Annotated in this window: 8 protein-coding genes; 3 read left to right on the forward strand and 5 right to left on the reverse strand. The window is 49.2% G+C overall.

What is annotated here, in order from left to right:
• Window positions 1-50: 50 nt before the first annotated feature.
• From GUA87_RS15170 to GUA87_RS15190, 5 genes are all read right to left on the reverse strand, one after another.
• Window positions 51-3,329: a carboxyl transferase domain-containing protein gene (locus tag GUA87_RS15170; protein WP_193717439.1), complete on the reverse strand. Its 3,279-nt coding sequence runs from the start codon at window positions 3,327-3,329 to the stop codon at window positions 51-53.
• Between the two features lie 87 nt (window positions 3,330-3,416).
• A complete protein-coding gene (locus GUA87_RS15175) occupies window positions 3,417-3,839 on the reverse strand; it encodes a SufE family protein (protein ID WP_193717440.1) in 423 nt (140 codons plus the stop codon).
• 75 nt (window positions 3,840-3,914) lie between these two features.
• Window positions 3,915-5,429 carry a glycerol-3-phosphate dehydrogenase gene (gene glpD, locus GUA87_RS15180; RefSeq protein ID WP_193717441.1) on the reverse strand — a complete coding sequence of 505 codons (1,515 nt, stop codon included), beginning with the start codon at window positions 5,427-5,429 and terminating at the stop codon, window positions 3,915-3,917.
• A gap of 173 nt (window positions 5,430-5,602) precedes the next feature.
• Window positions 5,603-7,477: a PAS domain S-box protein gene (locus tag GUA87_RS18250; RefSeq protein WP_193717442.1), complete on the reverse strand. Its 1,875-nt coding sequence runs from the start codon at window positions 7,475-7,477 to the stop codon at window positions 5,603-5,605.
• 135 nt (window positions 7,478-7,612) lie between these two features.
• Entirely contained in the window at window positions 7,613-10,720 is a 3,108-nt protein-coding gene (locus GUA87_RS15190; protein ID WP_193717443.1) for a cadherin domain-containing protein, read from the reverse strand.
• A gap of 270 nt (window positions 10,721-10,990) precedes the next feature.
• Here GUA87_RS15190 and GUA87_RS15195 point away from each other — a divergent pair, with 270 nt between their 5' ends.
• The 3 genes from GUA87_RS15195 to GUA87_RS15205 are packed head-to-tail and all read left to right on the forward strand — an operon-like array spanning window position 10,991 to window position 16,299.
• Complete coding sequence (locus GUA87_RS15195; RefSeq protein ID WP_193717444.1) at window positions 10,991-12,787, forward strand: peptidase domain-containing ABC transporter; 1,797 nt, start codon at window positions 10,991-10,993, stop codon at window positions 12,785-12,787.
• A 3-nt stretch (window positions 12,788-12,790) separates the two neighbouring features.
• Window positions 12,791-14,920 carry a peptidase domain-containing ABC transporter gene (locus GUA87_RS15200; protein WP_193717445.1) on the forward strand — a complete coding sequence of 710 codons (2,130 nt, stop codon included), beginning with the start codon at window positions 12,791-12,793 and terminating at the stop codon, window positions 14,918-14,920.
• Window positions 14,920-16,299: an HlyD family type I secretion periplasmic adaptor subunit gene (locus tag GUA87_RS15205; protein WP_193717446.1), complete on the forward strand. Its 1,380-nt coding sequence runs from the start codon at window positions 14,920-14,922 to the stop codon at window positions 16,297-16,299. The genes GUA87_RS15200 and GUA87_RS15205 overlap by 1 nt, the downstream gene beginning before the upstream one ends.
• Window positions 16,300-16,344: the final 45 nt, after the last annotated feature.

Genomic DNA, 16,344 nt, shown 5'->3' on the forward strand with positions numbered 1-16,344 from the left:
CTGTTGGAACAGGCGACTATGTCGGTCCTGGTGATTGTCGCCCCAATCCTTTACCAGGTATCGACAAATGTCCGCTTCCTGCCTCGCCGTGGGGCAGGAAGCGCGACCGCCTTGAGCCCTTGGATAATCCGGTCACGGGTTGTCGCCGGATCAATCACATCGTCAATTTCCATAAAAGCGGCAGCATTCACGGCCTTGCCACGGACATAGGCTGCATCCACCATCTTCTGGAAGGCTTTTTCGCGTTCCTGAAGATCTTCAATCGCGGCAAGTTCTTTCTTAAACCCAAGCCGTACAGCCCCTTCCAATCCCATTGGCCCCATTTCGCCAGTGGGCCACGACAGGGTAAGGAAAGGGGCGTGCATACTGCCCCCGCCCATGGCCTGTGCGCCAAGACCATACCCTTTACGCAGGATCACAGTGAATATTGGAACTGTCAGGCTACCTGCGGCGGCAAACAAACGGGCTGTTTTGCGAACCAATGCTGTTTTCTCGGCGTCTGGGCCCACCATAAAACCGGGGGTATCGCAAAGGGTGAGCACCGGAATATCAAAAGCATCACAAAGCTGCAGATGACGCGCTGCTTTTTCGGATCCATCCGCGTCAATGGCGCCGCCCAGATGTTTTGGGTTATTGGCAATCAATCCCATTGGGCGACCACCAATACGCACAAATGCGGTAATCATCCCCTTTGCATAATCAGGCCGGATTTCCTGAACAGATCCTGTATCGGCGAGTAACTCAATAACTTGCCGAATATCATAAACCCGAAGCCTGTTTTCAGGGATGACGGACTTGAGCAGCCTCTGATCCGCACAATCAAAATCGCTCACCGCCCCTTGGAAATATGACAACAGCTTTCGCGCAACCTCAGTTGCTTCAGTTTCATCTTCGGTAATGACGTCGATAACACCATTTGGGCCTTGATCAGAAACGGGTCCCACTTCCTCTGGTGTGAAAACACCAAGTCCGCCTCCCTCAATCATTGCAGGGCCGCCCATCCCAAGGGATGTGTCTTTTGTCGCGATCAACAGATCGCTCACCCCCATCAAGGCCGCGTTCCCCGCAAAACAGCGTCCAGACGCCACACCAATGCGCGGAACAAGCCCTGAAAGTCGGGCATATGTCTGGAATGTTGGAACATCCAACGTTGAGGCTGCACTCACATCCACATCACCGGGGCGACCACCGCCGCCCTCACCATAAAAAATAATCGGCAATTGTCTGGCTTCAGCAAGATGCAACATGCGATCCGTCTTTTTATGGTTCATCATGCCTTGCGTCCCTGCAAAGACCGTGTAGTCATAGCCTAGAACCACGCATGCTGCGCGATCCTCTGCAAACAGATCACCATTTACGCTGGCTGTTCCGGCGACCATACCGTCTGCCGGACTGATTTTCTCCAACGTCTCCACATCAAACCGGGACCTTTGCGCCGCCAGATTAAGCCCGCCATACTCTGACAGGCTGCCTTCATCGACCAGAAGCGCCAGATTTTCCCGAACGGTGTTCTTGCCTTTTGCATGACGTTTGGCAACAGCCTCTCCGCGCGCCTCATCCAGAATGGCATCCCGCTTTGCCAGCAACTCCGCCAAATCTGGGCGAATATAATCAGGATCAATGTCGGTCTCTTCGGCCCCGTCCCTTTTGGCAACATCTTGAGGGAGTAGATGCAACAAACTCTGACCTTCATTGATCGTGTCACCCGGCGCCGCAACAAGAGCGGTTACCTCACCACTAACGGCGGCTTCGATCTGATGCTCCATTTTCATGGCTTCCAAAATCGCAACGATCTGACCTTTGTGGATTTTCTCCCCTTCCTGTACGAGCATCTCCACAACAGTACCTGTTAAACTGGTTGGAATTGTTACATGTCCTTCCGGCACATGTTCCGCGGCGACAGTTGCCTCTTCAGCGGCCATAACACTTTCCACTTGCTCAAGAACTGGCATTGCCTTCAACAGCTCGGCCATGTTGTCGTCCACATAACGCGTGTGAGTTTGACCGGTTCTAGCGCCTTCACTTTCCAGCACTGCCTGCAAAAACGGTATATTGGTGCCTATGCCACCCACCCGGCAATCGGCCAATGCGCGGATGGCTTGATCTGCTAGACGTGCAGTATTATTATTTCCCACATGAACGATTAACTTCGCCAGAAGTGTGTCGTAGCGCGGATTGGCCTTCCATCCGATATAGGCACTTCCATCGATCCGCATACCGCGCCCGCCAGGTGTCTCAAAACTGGTGATCTGTCCTGCAGGTATTTTCAGACTGCCATCGTCTGCAAACTCTTCCGCGTTGATGCGCAACTGCATGGCAGCCCCTTGCGGAGAAAGCTCCTCAAATTCCACGCCCAAGTCATTTAGGCTTTCACCCCCACACACTCGGATCTGCATCTCCACCAAATCCAGACCCAGAATTTCTTCTGTTACCGTATGCTCTACCTGAATGCGGGGATTGGCCTCCAGGAACGCAAAATTATCCTGCCCGGCTTCCACCAGAAACTCAAACGTACCAAGCCCACGATACCCAACGGCTTCGGCCATCTTGATCGACGCTTTGAACAGGTTTTCCCGCAACTCAGGAGAAAGACCTGATGCGGGGGCAATTTCGATGATTTTCTGGTTCCGCCGCTGCAAGGAGCAATCCCGGTCAAATAAGTGAACAGATTTCTTCCCATCACCCAGCACTTGAACTTCGATATGCCGTGCATTTGGCATAAAACGCTCTACATATACCCGGCCATCACCGAACGAGGCGTCAGCTTCACGGCCTGCAGAACTATAGGCCTCTTCTATCTCCCCAACGCTTGAGACAAGACGCATCCCTCTACCGCCGCCGCCGGCAACCGCCTTGATGAACATTCGGCTCCCCTCTTCCAGTTCCTGAAAGAAATGGGTTGCCTCTTCAAGGGATGTTTCCTCATTGCGGCCGGCCAGAACCGGCACCCCGCACTGAATTGCCAATGCCCGCGCCTGACTTTTATCTGCCATAGTGGCAAGCACCTCAGAAGACGGGCCAATAAAGGTAATATCCTGCTCTACACACGCTTTTGCAAAAACCGGGTTTTCACTCAAAAATCCGTATCCGGGATGGATCGCAGAAGCCCCCGCCTCTTTTGCCGCTTTGATGACTTCGCTGATATTTAGATATGCCTTTGGACCAGCGCCGGGGAGGAGGATGTGATTATCCAAGCGCCTTACATGTAAACTGTTTGCGTCATCCTCAGGGGAGATGGCAACAGTTTGCCATCCCATACTCCGTGCTGTTTGAGCAATGCGAATGGCAATCTCGCCGCGATTGGCGATAAGAAGGGTAGGTTTTGACATGATCCTCCGGGCGGCTTTACCGCTTATTTTCTTTGTTTCGGATCATGCTACACCGGCCCTGATCAAAATCAAGGCCAGATCATCAGATTAGGATTTGTTTCGTGTCGCCGCAGCCATCACATGCTTCACCATCGAATGCAACCCATTGCTCCGCGATGGAGACAAATGCTTTTGTAACCCAAGCTCATCCAGAAACGCTGGATCCGTTGCCAGAATCTCTTCAGGCGTTCTGTTGTCATAGACTTTCAGTATCAAGGCGATCAAGCCACTAACGATCATAGCATCGCTTGCGGCTTTAAAACGCAACTTGTCGCCTTCCATGTGTGAAACCAGCCACACCTGGGACTGACACCCCTGCATCAGATTTTCGTCCACCTGCAACTCCGGTGGAAATTCTGGGAGTTTCTTTCCAAGGTCAATCAGATACCCATAGCGATCCGTCCACTCTTCCAGAAAGAGAAAGGCGTCTTTTAGCTCTTCGATTGTTTCTGCTGCAGTCATGTCAGACATACGTGGTACCTGCTGAATAATTACGGTGCAGCTGAATTAACAATCTTTCACCGCAACTTCAATGGGCAATTGGCTTTAGGCCACGACAGCACCTGTTTTCATCCAGTTATCCAGCTCTGCTATTTCGTCAGTGCTCATCACAAGGCCAAGTTTACTTCTGCGCCATACTATATCAGCCGCTTCAAATGCCCATTCATGCTCGATCAAATAACGCACTTCACGTTCGGTGAGGTCTGCACCGAAAACACGCCCAAGATCTGAAGGCTCTTTTGCATTACCGAGCATCTGGAAGGTTAGCTTTCCATACATCCGTACGTAACGTGCGACACTTTCATGGGACAGAAACGGGTATTTCTCAAGTATCTGAAGCGCCAACCGATGAACCCCATCAGTGTCGAAATCACCGCCGGGTAGATGTGATCCCGCTGTCCACGCCGCTTTTTTCTTACCCAAATGCTTTTCTACTTTTTCCATCACGCTTTCAGCAAGACGGCGGTATGTTGTTATTTTGCCCCCAAAAATATTGATAAGCGGCGCTTCACCGTCGCCACCTTCGTCTTTCAGGACATAATCCCGCGTGGCTTCCTGCGCTTTACTGGCGCCATCATCGTAAAGGGGCCGAACGCCAGAATAACTCCAAACAACGTCAGACTCTTTAATAGGTTTCAGAAAATATTCGCTTGCACATTCACAAAGATAACGGGTTTCCTCTTCGGAAATACCAAAATCTTCCAAGTCACCCTTAAAGTCCTGATCGGTTGTCCCGATGAGCGTGAAATCACTCTCGTAAGGGATCGCGAAAATGATGCGATCATCTTCGTTTTGGAAAATGTAACATCTATCATGCTCAAACATCTTAGGGACGACGATATGGCTTCCCTGTACCAAGCGAACATTTTGTTTGCTTAAGCTCTGGTCTGAGGTAAGTGCGCCATTGATCACTTTGTCGACCCAAGGCCCGCCCGCATTCACCAGCAATTTCGCTGTAAAACTCCTAACTTCACCTGTAGCTGCGTTTTTGGTTTCAATGTTCCAGATTCCATTTTCGCGGACGGCTTTTGTGCACTCTGTACGGGGGAAAATATCCGCCCCTTTATCTTGTGCATCCTTGGCATTGAGGATCACGAGCCTCGCATCATCCACCCAACAATCAGAATACTCGAACCCTTTAACGAACTCATCGCGAATTGGCTCCCCCACTTTGTTTTCGCGAAGGTTCAGCGTCTTTGTGCCAGGTAATTTTTTACGGCCACCAATGTGGTCGTATAAAAACAAACCCAAACGAAGTAACCAGCTGGGACGTAGTTTTTTGTGGTGTGGCAGGACAAATCTCAGCGGCCAAATAATGTGCGGGGCCATTTCCCACAATATTTCACGTTCACTGAGAGCTTCTCTTACCAATCGAAATTCATAATGCTCAAGATATCGAAGACCGCCATGCACCAATTTTGTGGATCCTGACGAAGTCCCGCTTGCGAAATCTCGCATTTCACACAGCCCAACGGAAAATCCGCGCCCCACTGCATCACGGGCTATGCCGCACCCGTTGATACCACCGCCGATGATGAAGAGATCGTAATCCGTTGACATGTACCCAGCCGCCTAATGTTCGTTTTTCTTGCGTTTGACCAATAACGAAACAAAATGAAGAAATAATGAAAACATATCAAGAGTCAAATGAAATACAATAGCAAGTTTCGCACCGCAGATATGCAGATTACGAAACCAAGCAGTAAATTTCAGAGATTTGGTGATTGCAGCGCTCACGCGCGTGGTAAGTACAGGCTTACTTCTGTTCCAACATCAACTTCCGATTTGATGTCGAAATACCCCTTTGACTGCATCGCAAAGCCGTACACCATGCTGAGCCCAAGGCCGGTTCCTTTTCCAACTTCTTTCGTTGTGAAAAAAGGCTCAGTAATATGAGGGATATCCTCTTCCTTGATACCTGTGCCGGTATCCTCAATGGACATTTTTACATAATCGCCCGGCTCATAATTTCCGTCGAAACTATCGTTATCCAGAGTTGTATTCTCAAGCTTGATGGTCAGCTTGCCGCCCTTCACCATGGCATCACGCGAATTGATGCACATATTTAGAAACGCGTTCTCAAGTTTGCCGGCATCCGCAATACAGGGCCACAAACCGGCTTCAAACTGAGTATCGATCTCAATATTCTCGCCGAGTGTCCGCCCGACAATACCGAGCATGGAATTGATGCGCTCATCTAACATGAATGAAGTGGGACGAAGGTCCTGCTTTCTGGAAAAAGCCAACATACTTTGCGTCAGTTCAGCACCGCGATCCGCCGCTCTCAAGATGGCATGTATATGTTTGGCGAGCTCTGGCTTCTCCTCGACGATCACATCTTCCAGAAACTCGCTGTTTCCTTGAATAACCGCAAGTAGATTATTAAAATCATGGGCCACTCCGCCGGTCAGCTGCCCGATCGCTTCCATTTTTTGAGATTGTTGGAGATGTTCCTCCAGAGAGACTTTTTCCGTGATGTCGGTTGTGGCCCCGCGATACCCCCGGTATTCACCGTCTTTATCATAAAAAGGCTGCCCACTGACCTGAAGCCAAACGGATTCGCCCGTCAATGGATGAACCCGTTTCATGATAATGTCTCGGAAACTCTCTCGAGCGGTGAATTTCCGGTTCACTTCTTGGGCACCCGGGTCGCTACTATCGTTGTAGATCTCTTCCATTGTGTGGCCAATATATTCACTACTGGTCAACCCAAGGGAACTGGTTACCTTACTTGAAAGATAGGTAAATCTGCGATTTTCGTCCTGCTCCCAATACCAATCTGTACTCGCACCCGTAAATCCGGCCAATCGTTCATTACTTTCACTAAGCGCAATTTCCGCTTCCCGGATTTCGGTAGTGTCTTGCCCGGACAAGAACAAGCACATCTGACCGTCTACTTCCATCACTTTACTATTGAGAATGATAGAGCAAATAGTGCCATCTTTTCTTTTGATCTGTGTTTTAAAGCCGACCAGTTTTTTCCGTTCTTTAAATTCTTTGACCAGCTTTTCGCGGTTATACTCGTTACCCCAAATATTCAGGTCATTGGCAGTGTTTCCAATCGCATCTTCTCTGGAATAGCCCGAAATCTCACACCAGGAGTCATTTACGTCCAGAAACTTACCACTATCCAATACAGTGATAGAGCAGAAACTTCCATTTGCATTGAAGCCGGCTTCAAAAAGCTCTTTACTCCTAAGATTTTCTTTTTCGAGGCGGATACGCTCTGTTACGTCTCTTTGGACGCTGACAATCCCGCCTGTTGATGTGCGGCGATCATGGATGCGGACTATTCTGCCATCTTCCAATTCGGCGTCGAAATGACCTTCTTTGCCCTTCATATATTCAAAGCGGTTCTGGATATATTTATCGAGATCCTGATAATCAGCATTTACCGGCAAAACGCGCTTATCAATATCAATCTGGATCAATTCGCGCATCAACACGCCGGGGGCTGCTTCTTCTTCTGTATACCCGTACAGATCCCTGAACTGCGAATTGCACACCACCAATCTCCCATCCACATCGTAAAGCACAAAGGCTTCCGACAAACTCTCTAAAGCATCAGAAAGTTGATGCTCTAATTCGGTGGAAAGGTTTTTATTCACGGGATTACGTCACATTACTAGAGGCATTCGGCATTTCATTTATATATTATTATCTAACCTATTAAGATTGCCTTCACAACCCACACCGGCAAAAGAATAAGGCCGCAAAAACAAAATTGCGGCCCCGTTTAGATATCAGATTTCGATTTTTTCTACCCCGTCAAAGGTGAGCACAGCATCTCCGCCCAAATCAATGACACCCGCAGCATCTTCTGAGAGGAATATTTCGCCGTCCTGAACGCTTTCAACATGGCCGCTGGTAAGTGACAACCAGTCTCCGACTTCACCCGCCGGTAAGCCATCCGATAGAACAATTGTGTCTGACCAACCGCCGCCGTCACCGCCATGGAAAGTATCCATTCCGTCTCCGGCTCCAAAGTGGAACATATCGGATCCAGCATCACCATAAACAACATCGGCCCCCGCACCACCGGAAAGACTATCGTCTCCCGCACCGCCGTAAATGGTATCGTCTCCTTCGCCGCCGTCAACGCTGTCATGACCACCATCGGCGTGAATTTCGTCAGCTCCGCTGCCACCTTCAATGCTATCATTGCCTGCACCAGCCGAGATTTCATCAGCACCGGCCCCGCCGTTCAGGGTGTCGTCACCGTAGGCACCTGTCAGTGTATCATTGGCGTCAGTACCAGTAATAGCCTGATCTTCGCCAACTGTAATCGTCGTTGAAACAAGATTTGTTTCCTCGCCGTTACCATCCACACCCGTGACTGTTACATCACGAACACCTGAAATATCGACACCCTGGTCGGGGTTGTAGAAGTTTAAACTTTGAACAACAGACTCATATAAATCTGCTGTTCCCTCACCTGTGATGGTAACTGTAATGGTCCCACCTTCATCTACGATGCTGGCTTCAAGGCCAAGCGCCGTACCATCAACAAGCTGAAGGTTGCCGTTCACAATTTCATAACCACCACTGAAGTTAATCTGATCACCATCCAGACAATTGGTCAGCGTGACGACAACCTCGGACATATCACCGTCACCAGAAATCTGGAAAGTGGACTGTCCTTCGCTGTCTTCTGCGAAGAGTGAATTTGGCACCTGAACAAGATCTCGCACATCGATTTCAACACTGAACATACCATCGTTGAAGTCATGGTCACCACCGGCATAGAGATCTTCAAATCCCATATGCAGAAGGCCGTTCTCAGCATCAACGCCCGCAACGAAATGATCCCGATCCTCGACATTTGTTTCCGGGTTGAGTTGCTCCTGATGAGTGGAGTGATAAACACGCTCACTGTTTTCCAATCCGTGAACGTCACCATTTTCATCAACATAGATCAGACGCGGAGAGCCACTATCTTCGTTGATGTTGTAGACATGATCAGCAGGGTTATCGGTTGCGGCATTAAAATCGCTGGAGACGAACATCCAGGTGCCACCTTCGGCCATAATATTACCATCGCCTTCAAACGAACAATCCGGGATCTTGCTGTAACCATTCGGCACAACAAAGAAACCAAGTTGGTTCCCCTGATCGATATCAGTATAGGTGGCTGTTGATTGATCTGGTGTCAGTTTATCATTTGAAGCGTCCCCCCAAAGCAACTGAACACCCGTAATATTACCTTCGGAATCAATCTGATACCCACCAATTGAGTTTCTATACCCTGCATACTCACCATGGAATGTAATGGTCGCGTCAGATTGATAATTGATGAAGACATCGTTTGCATCAGCAACTAGTTCTTTAAATGTCTCTGTCCCAATTCGGGCTTCCAAATCACCGGGCGAATGCAAATCCGGGAAGACATCCATATGGTCCAGATCAACCGCTTCGCCGACATTCTGGTAATCAACAGTATTACCGCGACCCTCCATTTCAGGTGGCGCAACATCGCCCACGTCAATGGTGAAGGTTTGACTAACCGTATTTACGCCGTCAAAGACATCAACCACCAGATCATGGCTCGTTGCAGTTTCATAATCGATATCACCGGCAACAGAAATTTCACCAGTTACCGGGTCAATAGCAAACAAGCCATCTGCATCATCACTTAAGCTGTAAGTAAGATTGTCTCCATCAACATCTGTCGCAGTGACTTGACCGACGACCGCTCCAATGTCCGAATGCTCATCGATGGAAGCATTATCCAGACTTAAGTTCTCTGGCGCTTCGTTCTCATCACCCACATTGATGGTGAAGGTCTGGGTCGTCGTGTGCTCCCCGTCTGAGACCTCAACTGTTATCTCATGACTTGTTGCGGTTTCGTAATCCAAACCGCCAGCGACTATGATCTCGCCTGTATTGGCATCGATCGTAAAGCGGCCACCCGCATCATCTGACAATGCGTATGTCAGACTGTCATTTTCCGGATCCGTAGCCGTTACAGTTCCAACCACCTCCCCAACAGCCGCATTTTCGATAATATTATTATCATCCAGCGCAAGGGCCTCAGGTGCTTCGTTTTCATCACCTACATTGATAACAAACGGCTGGGTAACAACATTCGTCCCATCAGTCACCTCAACGATCAGCTCGTGACTGGATGCCGTTTCATAATCAAGATCTCCGGCCACACGGATTTCACCTGTTTCAGGATCAATCGAAAACCGACCACCCGCATCATTGACGAGAGAATAGGTGAGCGGTCCACCCTCTGCATCAAAAGTGGAGACCGTGCCGACAAGTTCACCTATCGCAGCATTCTCCATGATGCTGCCGCCATCCATCTCCATTGGATCGGGAACTTGGTCCACAATATTGTCATCGTCACCTTCAGCAACAACGGATGTGTTCAGTTCTGTATTACTCTGTGATTGAAGTCCTGGTGCCGTCTCATAATTCTGCTCAGGAAGAACGCTATCTCTCTCACCGAAAGAGGCACCAGTATTTGACGAAGCATTATCGTCACGAAGATCGCTTGTCTGGAATGAGACAGGTTCACCCTCAATCGCTGCGTCTGCAATACTTGCGTTTTCCTCTGCCGTGCTAAGGGGTGTTTCAACGGTTGAGTCTGTTTGTGGATTGGTCTGAAAATCCAGATCCGCACGGGTACCGGCACCATCATCCCGGCCGGTATAACTCTCATCATGCAGGTCTTTGTCACCGGTGTGGATATTCGCCAATGAGCGATCCGCCTGATCTGGGCTCAATTCGCCAGAAGTTGCCCCACCTTCCGAGAAGGGAGCTGTCTCTGATTGTGCTCGACCATATGCCAGATTCTGTAAATCCTGATCTACTTTATCAGTTGCATCATCTTTACGATCACTCATGACCTAATCCTTTCGCTGGGGTCTCCAGCCCTCAAACTTGAGGCAAAACTCTACGCGTACTTTTTACGGCTTATTTATTTAAGCATTTCTTAAATTTGCCTAAAAAACCGGGAAAATAAAGCAGAATTTTTTAAATATTAACAAAAGGTTAGCACATATAATTCGGTGAAATTTAGTGGAAAAATTACGTAAATTTTTACCAAAATTAAATCTTTGCGACGGACTATGGTTAACAAACAGAAGGGGTCTGTTGATTTTATAGCAACCTAAATGGTTAACAGATTAGTTGCGGACGGGTGTAACTTGGCAAAATATCAACTGAAAGATGACAAACCGATGCTGCGGCAGGCGGAATTGCCCGACATTTCCCGCAGTCGCCTGGATATCATCCTGTCTTCATCGGCGCTCAATTTACTCGCTCTGGCACTCCCAGTGATGATTCTTCAGGTATATGATCGAATCATCCCCAACAACGCAACAGACACTTTAACGCTTCTCGTAACCGGTGTCGGGATCGCCTTGTTGTTTGAAGCTTTCTTCAGATTAGCACGTTCCTACATCACCGCCTTCAATGGTGCCAAGTTTGAACATATCGCTGGATGCCGCGCGATGTACCGAACATTGGGGGCGAAGATTTCCCGCTATGAAGAGGAAGCAACCGGTGTCCATCTTCACCGTTTTAATGCCATCGACAGTCTCCGCGAATTTATGTCCGGTAGTAACATCCTCGTCTTCATAGATCTTCCCTTCGCTGTCATTTTTATTGCAATGGTCGGCTATATTGGCGGCTCTCTTGTTTGGGCACCCATTATTCTGCTCGCCTTCTTTGGTCTCGTTACCTTTCTAGTCGGTAGCGGCTTACGCAAAGCCTTGACCGATAAATCTGTTTGGGAAGACCGACGCTACAACTTCCTTATCGAAGTTCTGACAGGCATTCACACGGTCAAGGGTCTGTCGCTTGAGGCACAAATGATCCGGCGGTATGAGCGCCTTCAGGAAACCACCGCAGGAACCATGAGGGACGTTGCCTTCAAAAATAGCGTCGCGCAAAATCTGGGGGCCATATTCTCTCAGGTCACCCTGCTTTCTGTTGCTGCCATTGGATCGGTCCTCGTAATTGACGGTCAACTTTCCATTGGTGGGCTGGCAGCTTGCACTCTGCTGTCTGGGCGCGCGCTCCAGCCACTGATGCGCGCGATGGGGGTATGGACCCATTATCAAAATATCAAAATTGCCCGGGATCGGGTGACAACGCTTCTAAATCTTCCTCAAAGCCCTAATCCGGCTGAAGATGATGAGCTGACAGCAACAGCCCTTGGATTGGGCAACCCCAACGGCATTGACCTCACATTCGAGGATGTGAATTTTAAGCTGTCAGAAGATGGCCCACCGATTTTTGAACACGTAAATGCTCATTTCCCTGCCGGCACCACAAGTGCACTGGTTGGCGCCAATAGTACAGGTAAAACAACTCTATTGTGGTTAGCACTGGGAATGCATCGCCCAACAAGCGGCCGCATCCTGTTGGGCGGTAAAGATCTCTCAGAAATTCCGCGTGCAGTAGTTCATGAACTGGTCGCCTACTTGCCGACAAATGGAAACATTTTTCATGGCACCATTCTTGAGAACCTGACCACCTTCCGCAAAGGGCGTTACATCGATGAAGCGATGGCTCTGTCAGAGGAGTTGGGTCTTGATGAGGTTATCAAACGCCTTCCCTTCGGATATGACACGGTTGTTGGTGACGGTGCCGCGGACGGGCTTCCAGGTGGCATTCGCCAGCGTATTTCCATTGCACGCGCGCTTGTCAGCAAGCCAAAACTCATTCTGTTTGATGAGGCCAACACCTCCTTGGATGCCCATGGTGACGAAATCCTGAAAAAGGCGATGCAAAACCAACAGGGCAAAGCAACCATTCTTCTTGTAAGTCACCGCCCATCACTGCTGAAAATTTCCAATCAGGGTTTCCGAATTGAAAACAGCCAATTAACTCCGGCTTCTGTTGAGGATTTGACCAGCTTTGGCACTCCTCAAAAGAAACAAACCCCAAACATAAAGGTTGTTTAAGCAATGGCGTATCTTGAAGCACATAAAGGATCGCCCAGCGCAAATAACTGGGGTGTAAACAGCCAATATGCCGCATGCCTCTCCCCGCTGCTGGAGGCATTGGGGTGGCGCGGGGAAGATGAGCAGGTGATTGAAGCCATGCCTCACTTCAAGAACACCATGGACCTGCTTGATTTTCGCAGCATCATGGCGAACCTGCACTATGAAAGCCATCAGGAAAAAACGTCACTGGGTAAAATTGACAGCCGCCTGTTCCCGTGTCTTTTTGATCCGAAAAAAGGATCGGTGAAGCTGTTAATCTCTGAAGATGAAAACGGCATTCTGGCTTATGACGCTGCGCTACAGGATTACGTAAGAATTACCAAACGCCTGGAGATCTGGTCTCAAGGAAACGCATATTTCTTCAGGCCCATCCCCAAGGAAACAATCGGTCAGTGGAATTCGAGCAAGAACTGGTTCCGCGCGATCATGAGCAGGTTCAAACCCCTGATCAAACAAATCTTGGTGATGACTTTCCTGTTAAACGTTCTCGCCCTGGCAACGCCTCTTTTTGTAATGGCGGTCTATGACATGGTTATTGGCTCGCAGTCCGTTGATACCCTCAAATTTCTTCTTATCGGTATTGGCATCGCCTTGCTTTGCGATATGTTTTTGCGAACGACACGCGGAAGGATGTTGGCCCATATTGGGGCGCGACTGGACTATATTGTTGGCAGCACGGTTCTTCAAAAGATCTTGTCACTGCCCATCTCCCAAACAGAACGCAGCTCACTGGGATCCAAACTGGCGCGGTTCCGCGAATTTGACATGATCCGGGAATTCTTTATTGGCCCCATGTCCATGGCATTGCTGGAACTGCCCTTTGTTTTCGTTTTCCTCATTGCCGTTGGGTTCATCGGCGGACCGCTTGTCATTATTCCGATTTTGATGCTGGTAATCTATTTCCTGACCGCCTTGATTGTCCTGCCTATCATACAAAAACGGACAACCGAAGATCTTGGCTACACAGCCTCAAAAGGAGCGTTTGTCGTTGAGTGCTTTAATAACATGCGATCCATCAAACAGCTGGGCGCGGAAGAGATCTGGCTAGAGCGATACAGAGACATCTCAGCGGGCAATGCAATCTCCGGTATTCGCAATAACATGATTGGTGCAACGACCCAGACTTTTGCCCATGTGGTTATGATCATGTCTGGTGTCCTGACCCTTACCTTTGGGATTGACCGTGTGTTCAATCAGGACATGTCTGTGGGCGCACTTGTTGCGACAATGGCCCTCGTTTGGCGAATGATGGCCCCGGCCCAAACTGTCTTTCTGGCTATGACAAGGTTGAACCAGATCGGGATCAGCATCACTAGGCTGAACCAGTTGTTTACGCTGAAAAGTGAAAGCAACCCCTATGCGGCCTCTCGCCTGAAAAAGTTCAAAGGCCTGATTACATTCTCCCGCGTCAGCTTCCGTTATACGGCCGAACAGGACCCCGCAGTTATGGGGCTGGACCTTCAGATTGCCCCCGGCGAGGTGGTTGCCTTTGCAGGTTCAAACAGTTCCGGCAAATCAACGGTGATCAAACTGCTGGCAGGATTGTATCAACCCCAAGTCGGCCGCATTGCAATCGACGGCATTGATATTCGGCAAATCGATCCGATTGAGCTTCGTAAATCCATTGGCTACATGCCTCAGTATGCGGAATTTTTCCACGGTACCGTCCGCCAAAACCTGCTTCTGGCTCAAAGCAACGCCAGTGAAGCGCAAATTCATGAAGCCCTTGAAATGGCGAACCTGACCGAGGATGTCGCAAAACTTCCAGAACAGCTGGACACACGTATCGGCGACCAGACCTTGCATCAACTGCCCGCAGGTTTTTTGCAACGCTTGAGCCTGGCACGTGCAATTCTGACGGATTCCAAGATCATGATCTTCGATGAACCCGGAAATATGCTGGACGAAGAAGGGGATCGTGCTTTCCTCGATGCCGTAGAGAAAATGCGCGGCAAGGCCACCATCATTATCATCACTCATCGTCCAAGCCACATGCGCGTGGCGGACAGAGTTGTACTCATGAACAGAGGTATGGTTCAGACAATCGGACCTGCTTCCACAGTTATTCCACTGATTTTCGAGGGCGCGTAATGGCTGACTCATTAAAATTTATCGCCATAGATCAGGAAAAAGTTGCTGCGGAAACCCCGGCACTTGAAAAATCCAAACCGCAAAGCATGCGTCTTGGACAATCCATTATGCTGGAAGAATCCGGCCCTAGCTCCTTCTTGCGCATCTCTGTGATGTTTGGCTTTATCGCCCTGATGGGATTTATTCTTTGGGCGCAAATCACTGAAATTGACGAGGTGGCAGTTGCCTCCGGCGAAGTCATCCCGTCAGGAACAGTTCAGACAATCCAACATATTGACGGTGGCACGATCAACAGCATCTCCATCAGCGAAGGAGACATTGTCGAACAGGGGCAGGTTCTCCTGACACTGGATCCCACAGATATTGAAGATGACATTAACAAGCTGACAACTCAGCATTTGATCTGGGAACTCACGGCGGCACGGCTGAAGGCATTTACTTCCGGTCAACAGACAATGGTTTCCAGCACCTCTCAAAAATATGCTGGTTTCTTGGAAGAACAGCAAAACCTGCTGCGCATCCAACGCCTCGATCTGGAAAGTCAGCAAAATGTCATCAAATCACAGATTGATCAAAGAACAGCAGAACTTACCGTCCTGCAGGACCAGATCAGAACCCTGGAAAACCAGTTGGCGCCTTTGCGTGAACAAATGGAAATCAGGGAAGGTCTGCTTAAAAACAACACGGTCAGCCGCTTTGATTTTCTTGAATCCCGCCGCCAGCTGTTAAAGGAAGAAGGTCAGCTGGAGGAACTCGTCTCAAAACAGAACACAACCGAGCAGGCAATTATAGAAGCAAAAAGCCGTCTGGAAGAATTAAACAGTCGCATTATGCGCGAAGCGTTGGCTGAAATGTCCAACGCCAATGCAGAAGCTTTAAAACTTGAAGAGGAACTCTCCCGCCTTGAAGCTGCAAGGCTTCGCTTGACAGTGCGTTCTCCCGTTGACGGTATCGTCCAGGGTCTGGATGTGAATTCTGTTGGTACGGTCGTCAAACCCGGCAACCCAATTCTCTCAGTTGTTCCTGTAAAGCAGGAACTGATCGTCGAAGCCCGTATTCGCCCGGAAGACATCGGCTTTATGGAAATCGGACAACAGGCCGTTGTTAAGTTCACCACCTACAACTATGCGCGTTATGGATCTGTAGAGGGCAAGCTCAGCCATATTTCTGCGACCACGTTTGAAGATGATCAGGGCGAGAGTTTTTACAAAGGGAAAATCCTTCTCGACAAAAACTTCGTTGGGGAGGTGTCAGGGCAAAATATGATCCTGCCCGGCATGACCGCGCTTGCTGATATTCACTCGGGGCAGAAAACGCTAATGGATTATCTACTGAAACCGATCCACACAACCCTTTCCCAGTCCTTCAGGGAACGATAGAAAGAAAGCCGCCACTCGGCGGCTTTTTTTATGGCTCATTTAGGA

The sequence above is a fragment of the Sneathiella sp. P13V-1 genome, from assembly GCF_015143595.1.
Classification (GTDB): Bacteria; Pseudomonadota; Alphaproteobacteria; order Sneathiellales; family Sneathiellaceae; genus Sneathiella.

Excerpts from the sequence above, each read along its gene's own strand:
- GUA87_RS15170 (WP_193717439.1), bottom strand. The coding sequence starts at position 3,329 with ATGTCAAAACCTACCCTTCTTATCGCCAATCGCGGCGAGATTGCCATT.
- GUA87_RS15175 (WP_193717440.1), bottom strand. The coding sequence starts at position 3,839 with ATGTCTGACATGACTGCAGCAGAAACAATCGAAGAGCTAAAAGACGCC.
- glpD (WP_193717441.1), bottom strand. The coding sequence starts at position 5,429 with ATGTCAACGGATTACGATCTCTTCATCATCGGCGGTGGTATCAACGGG.
- GUA87_RS15190 (WP_193717443.1), bottom strand. The coding sequence starts at position 10,720 with ATGAGTGATCGTAAAGATGATGCAACTGATAAAGTAGATCAGGATTTA.
- GUA87_RS15195 (WP_193717444.1), top strand. The coding sequence starts at position 10,991 with ATGGTTAACAGATTAGTTGCGGACGGGTGTAACTTGGCAAAATATCAA.
- GUA87_RS15200 (WP_193717445.1), top strand. The coding sequence starts at position 12,791 with ATGGCGTATCTTGAAGCACATAAAGGATCGCCCAGCGCAAATAACTGG.
- GUA87_RS15205 (WP_193717446.1), top strand. The coding sequence starts at position 14,920 with ATGGCTGACTCATTAAAATTTATCGCCATAGATCAGGAAAAAGTTGCT.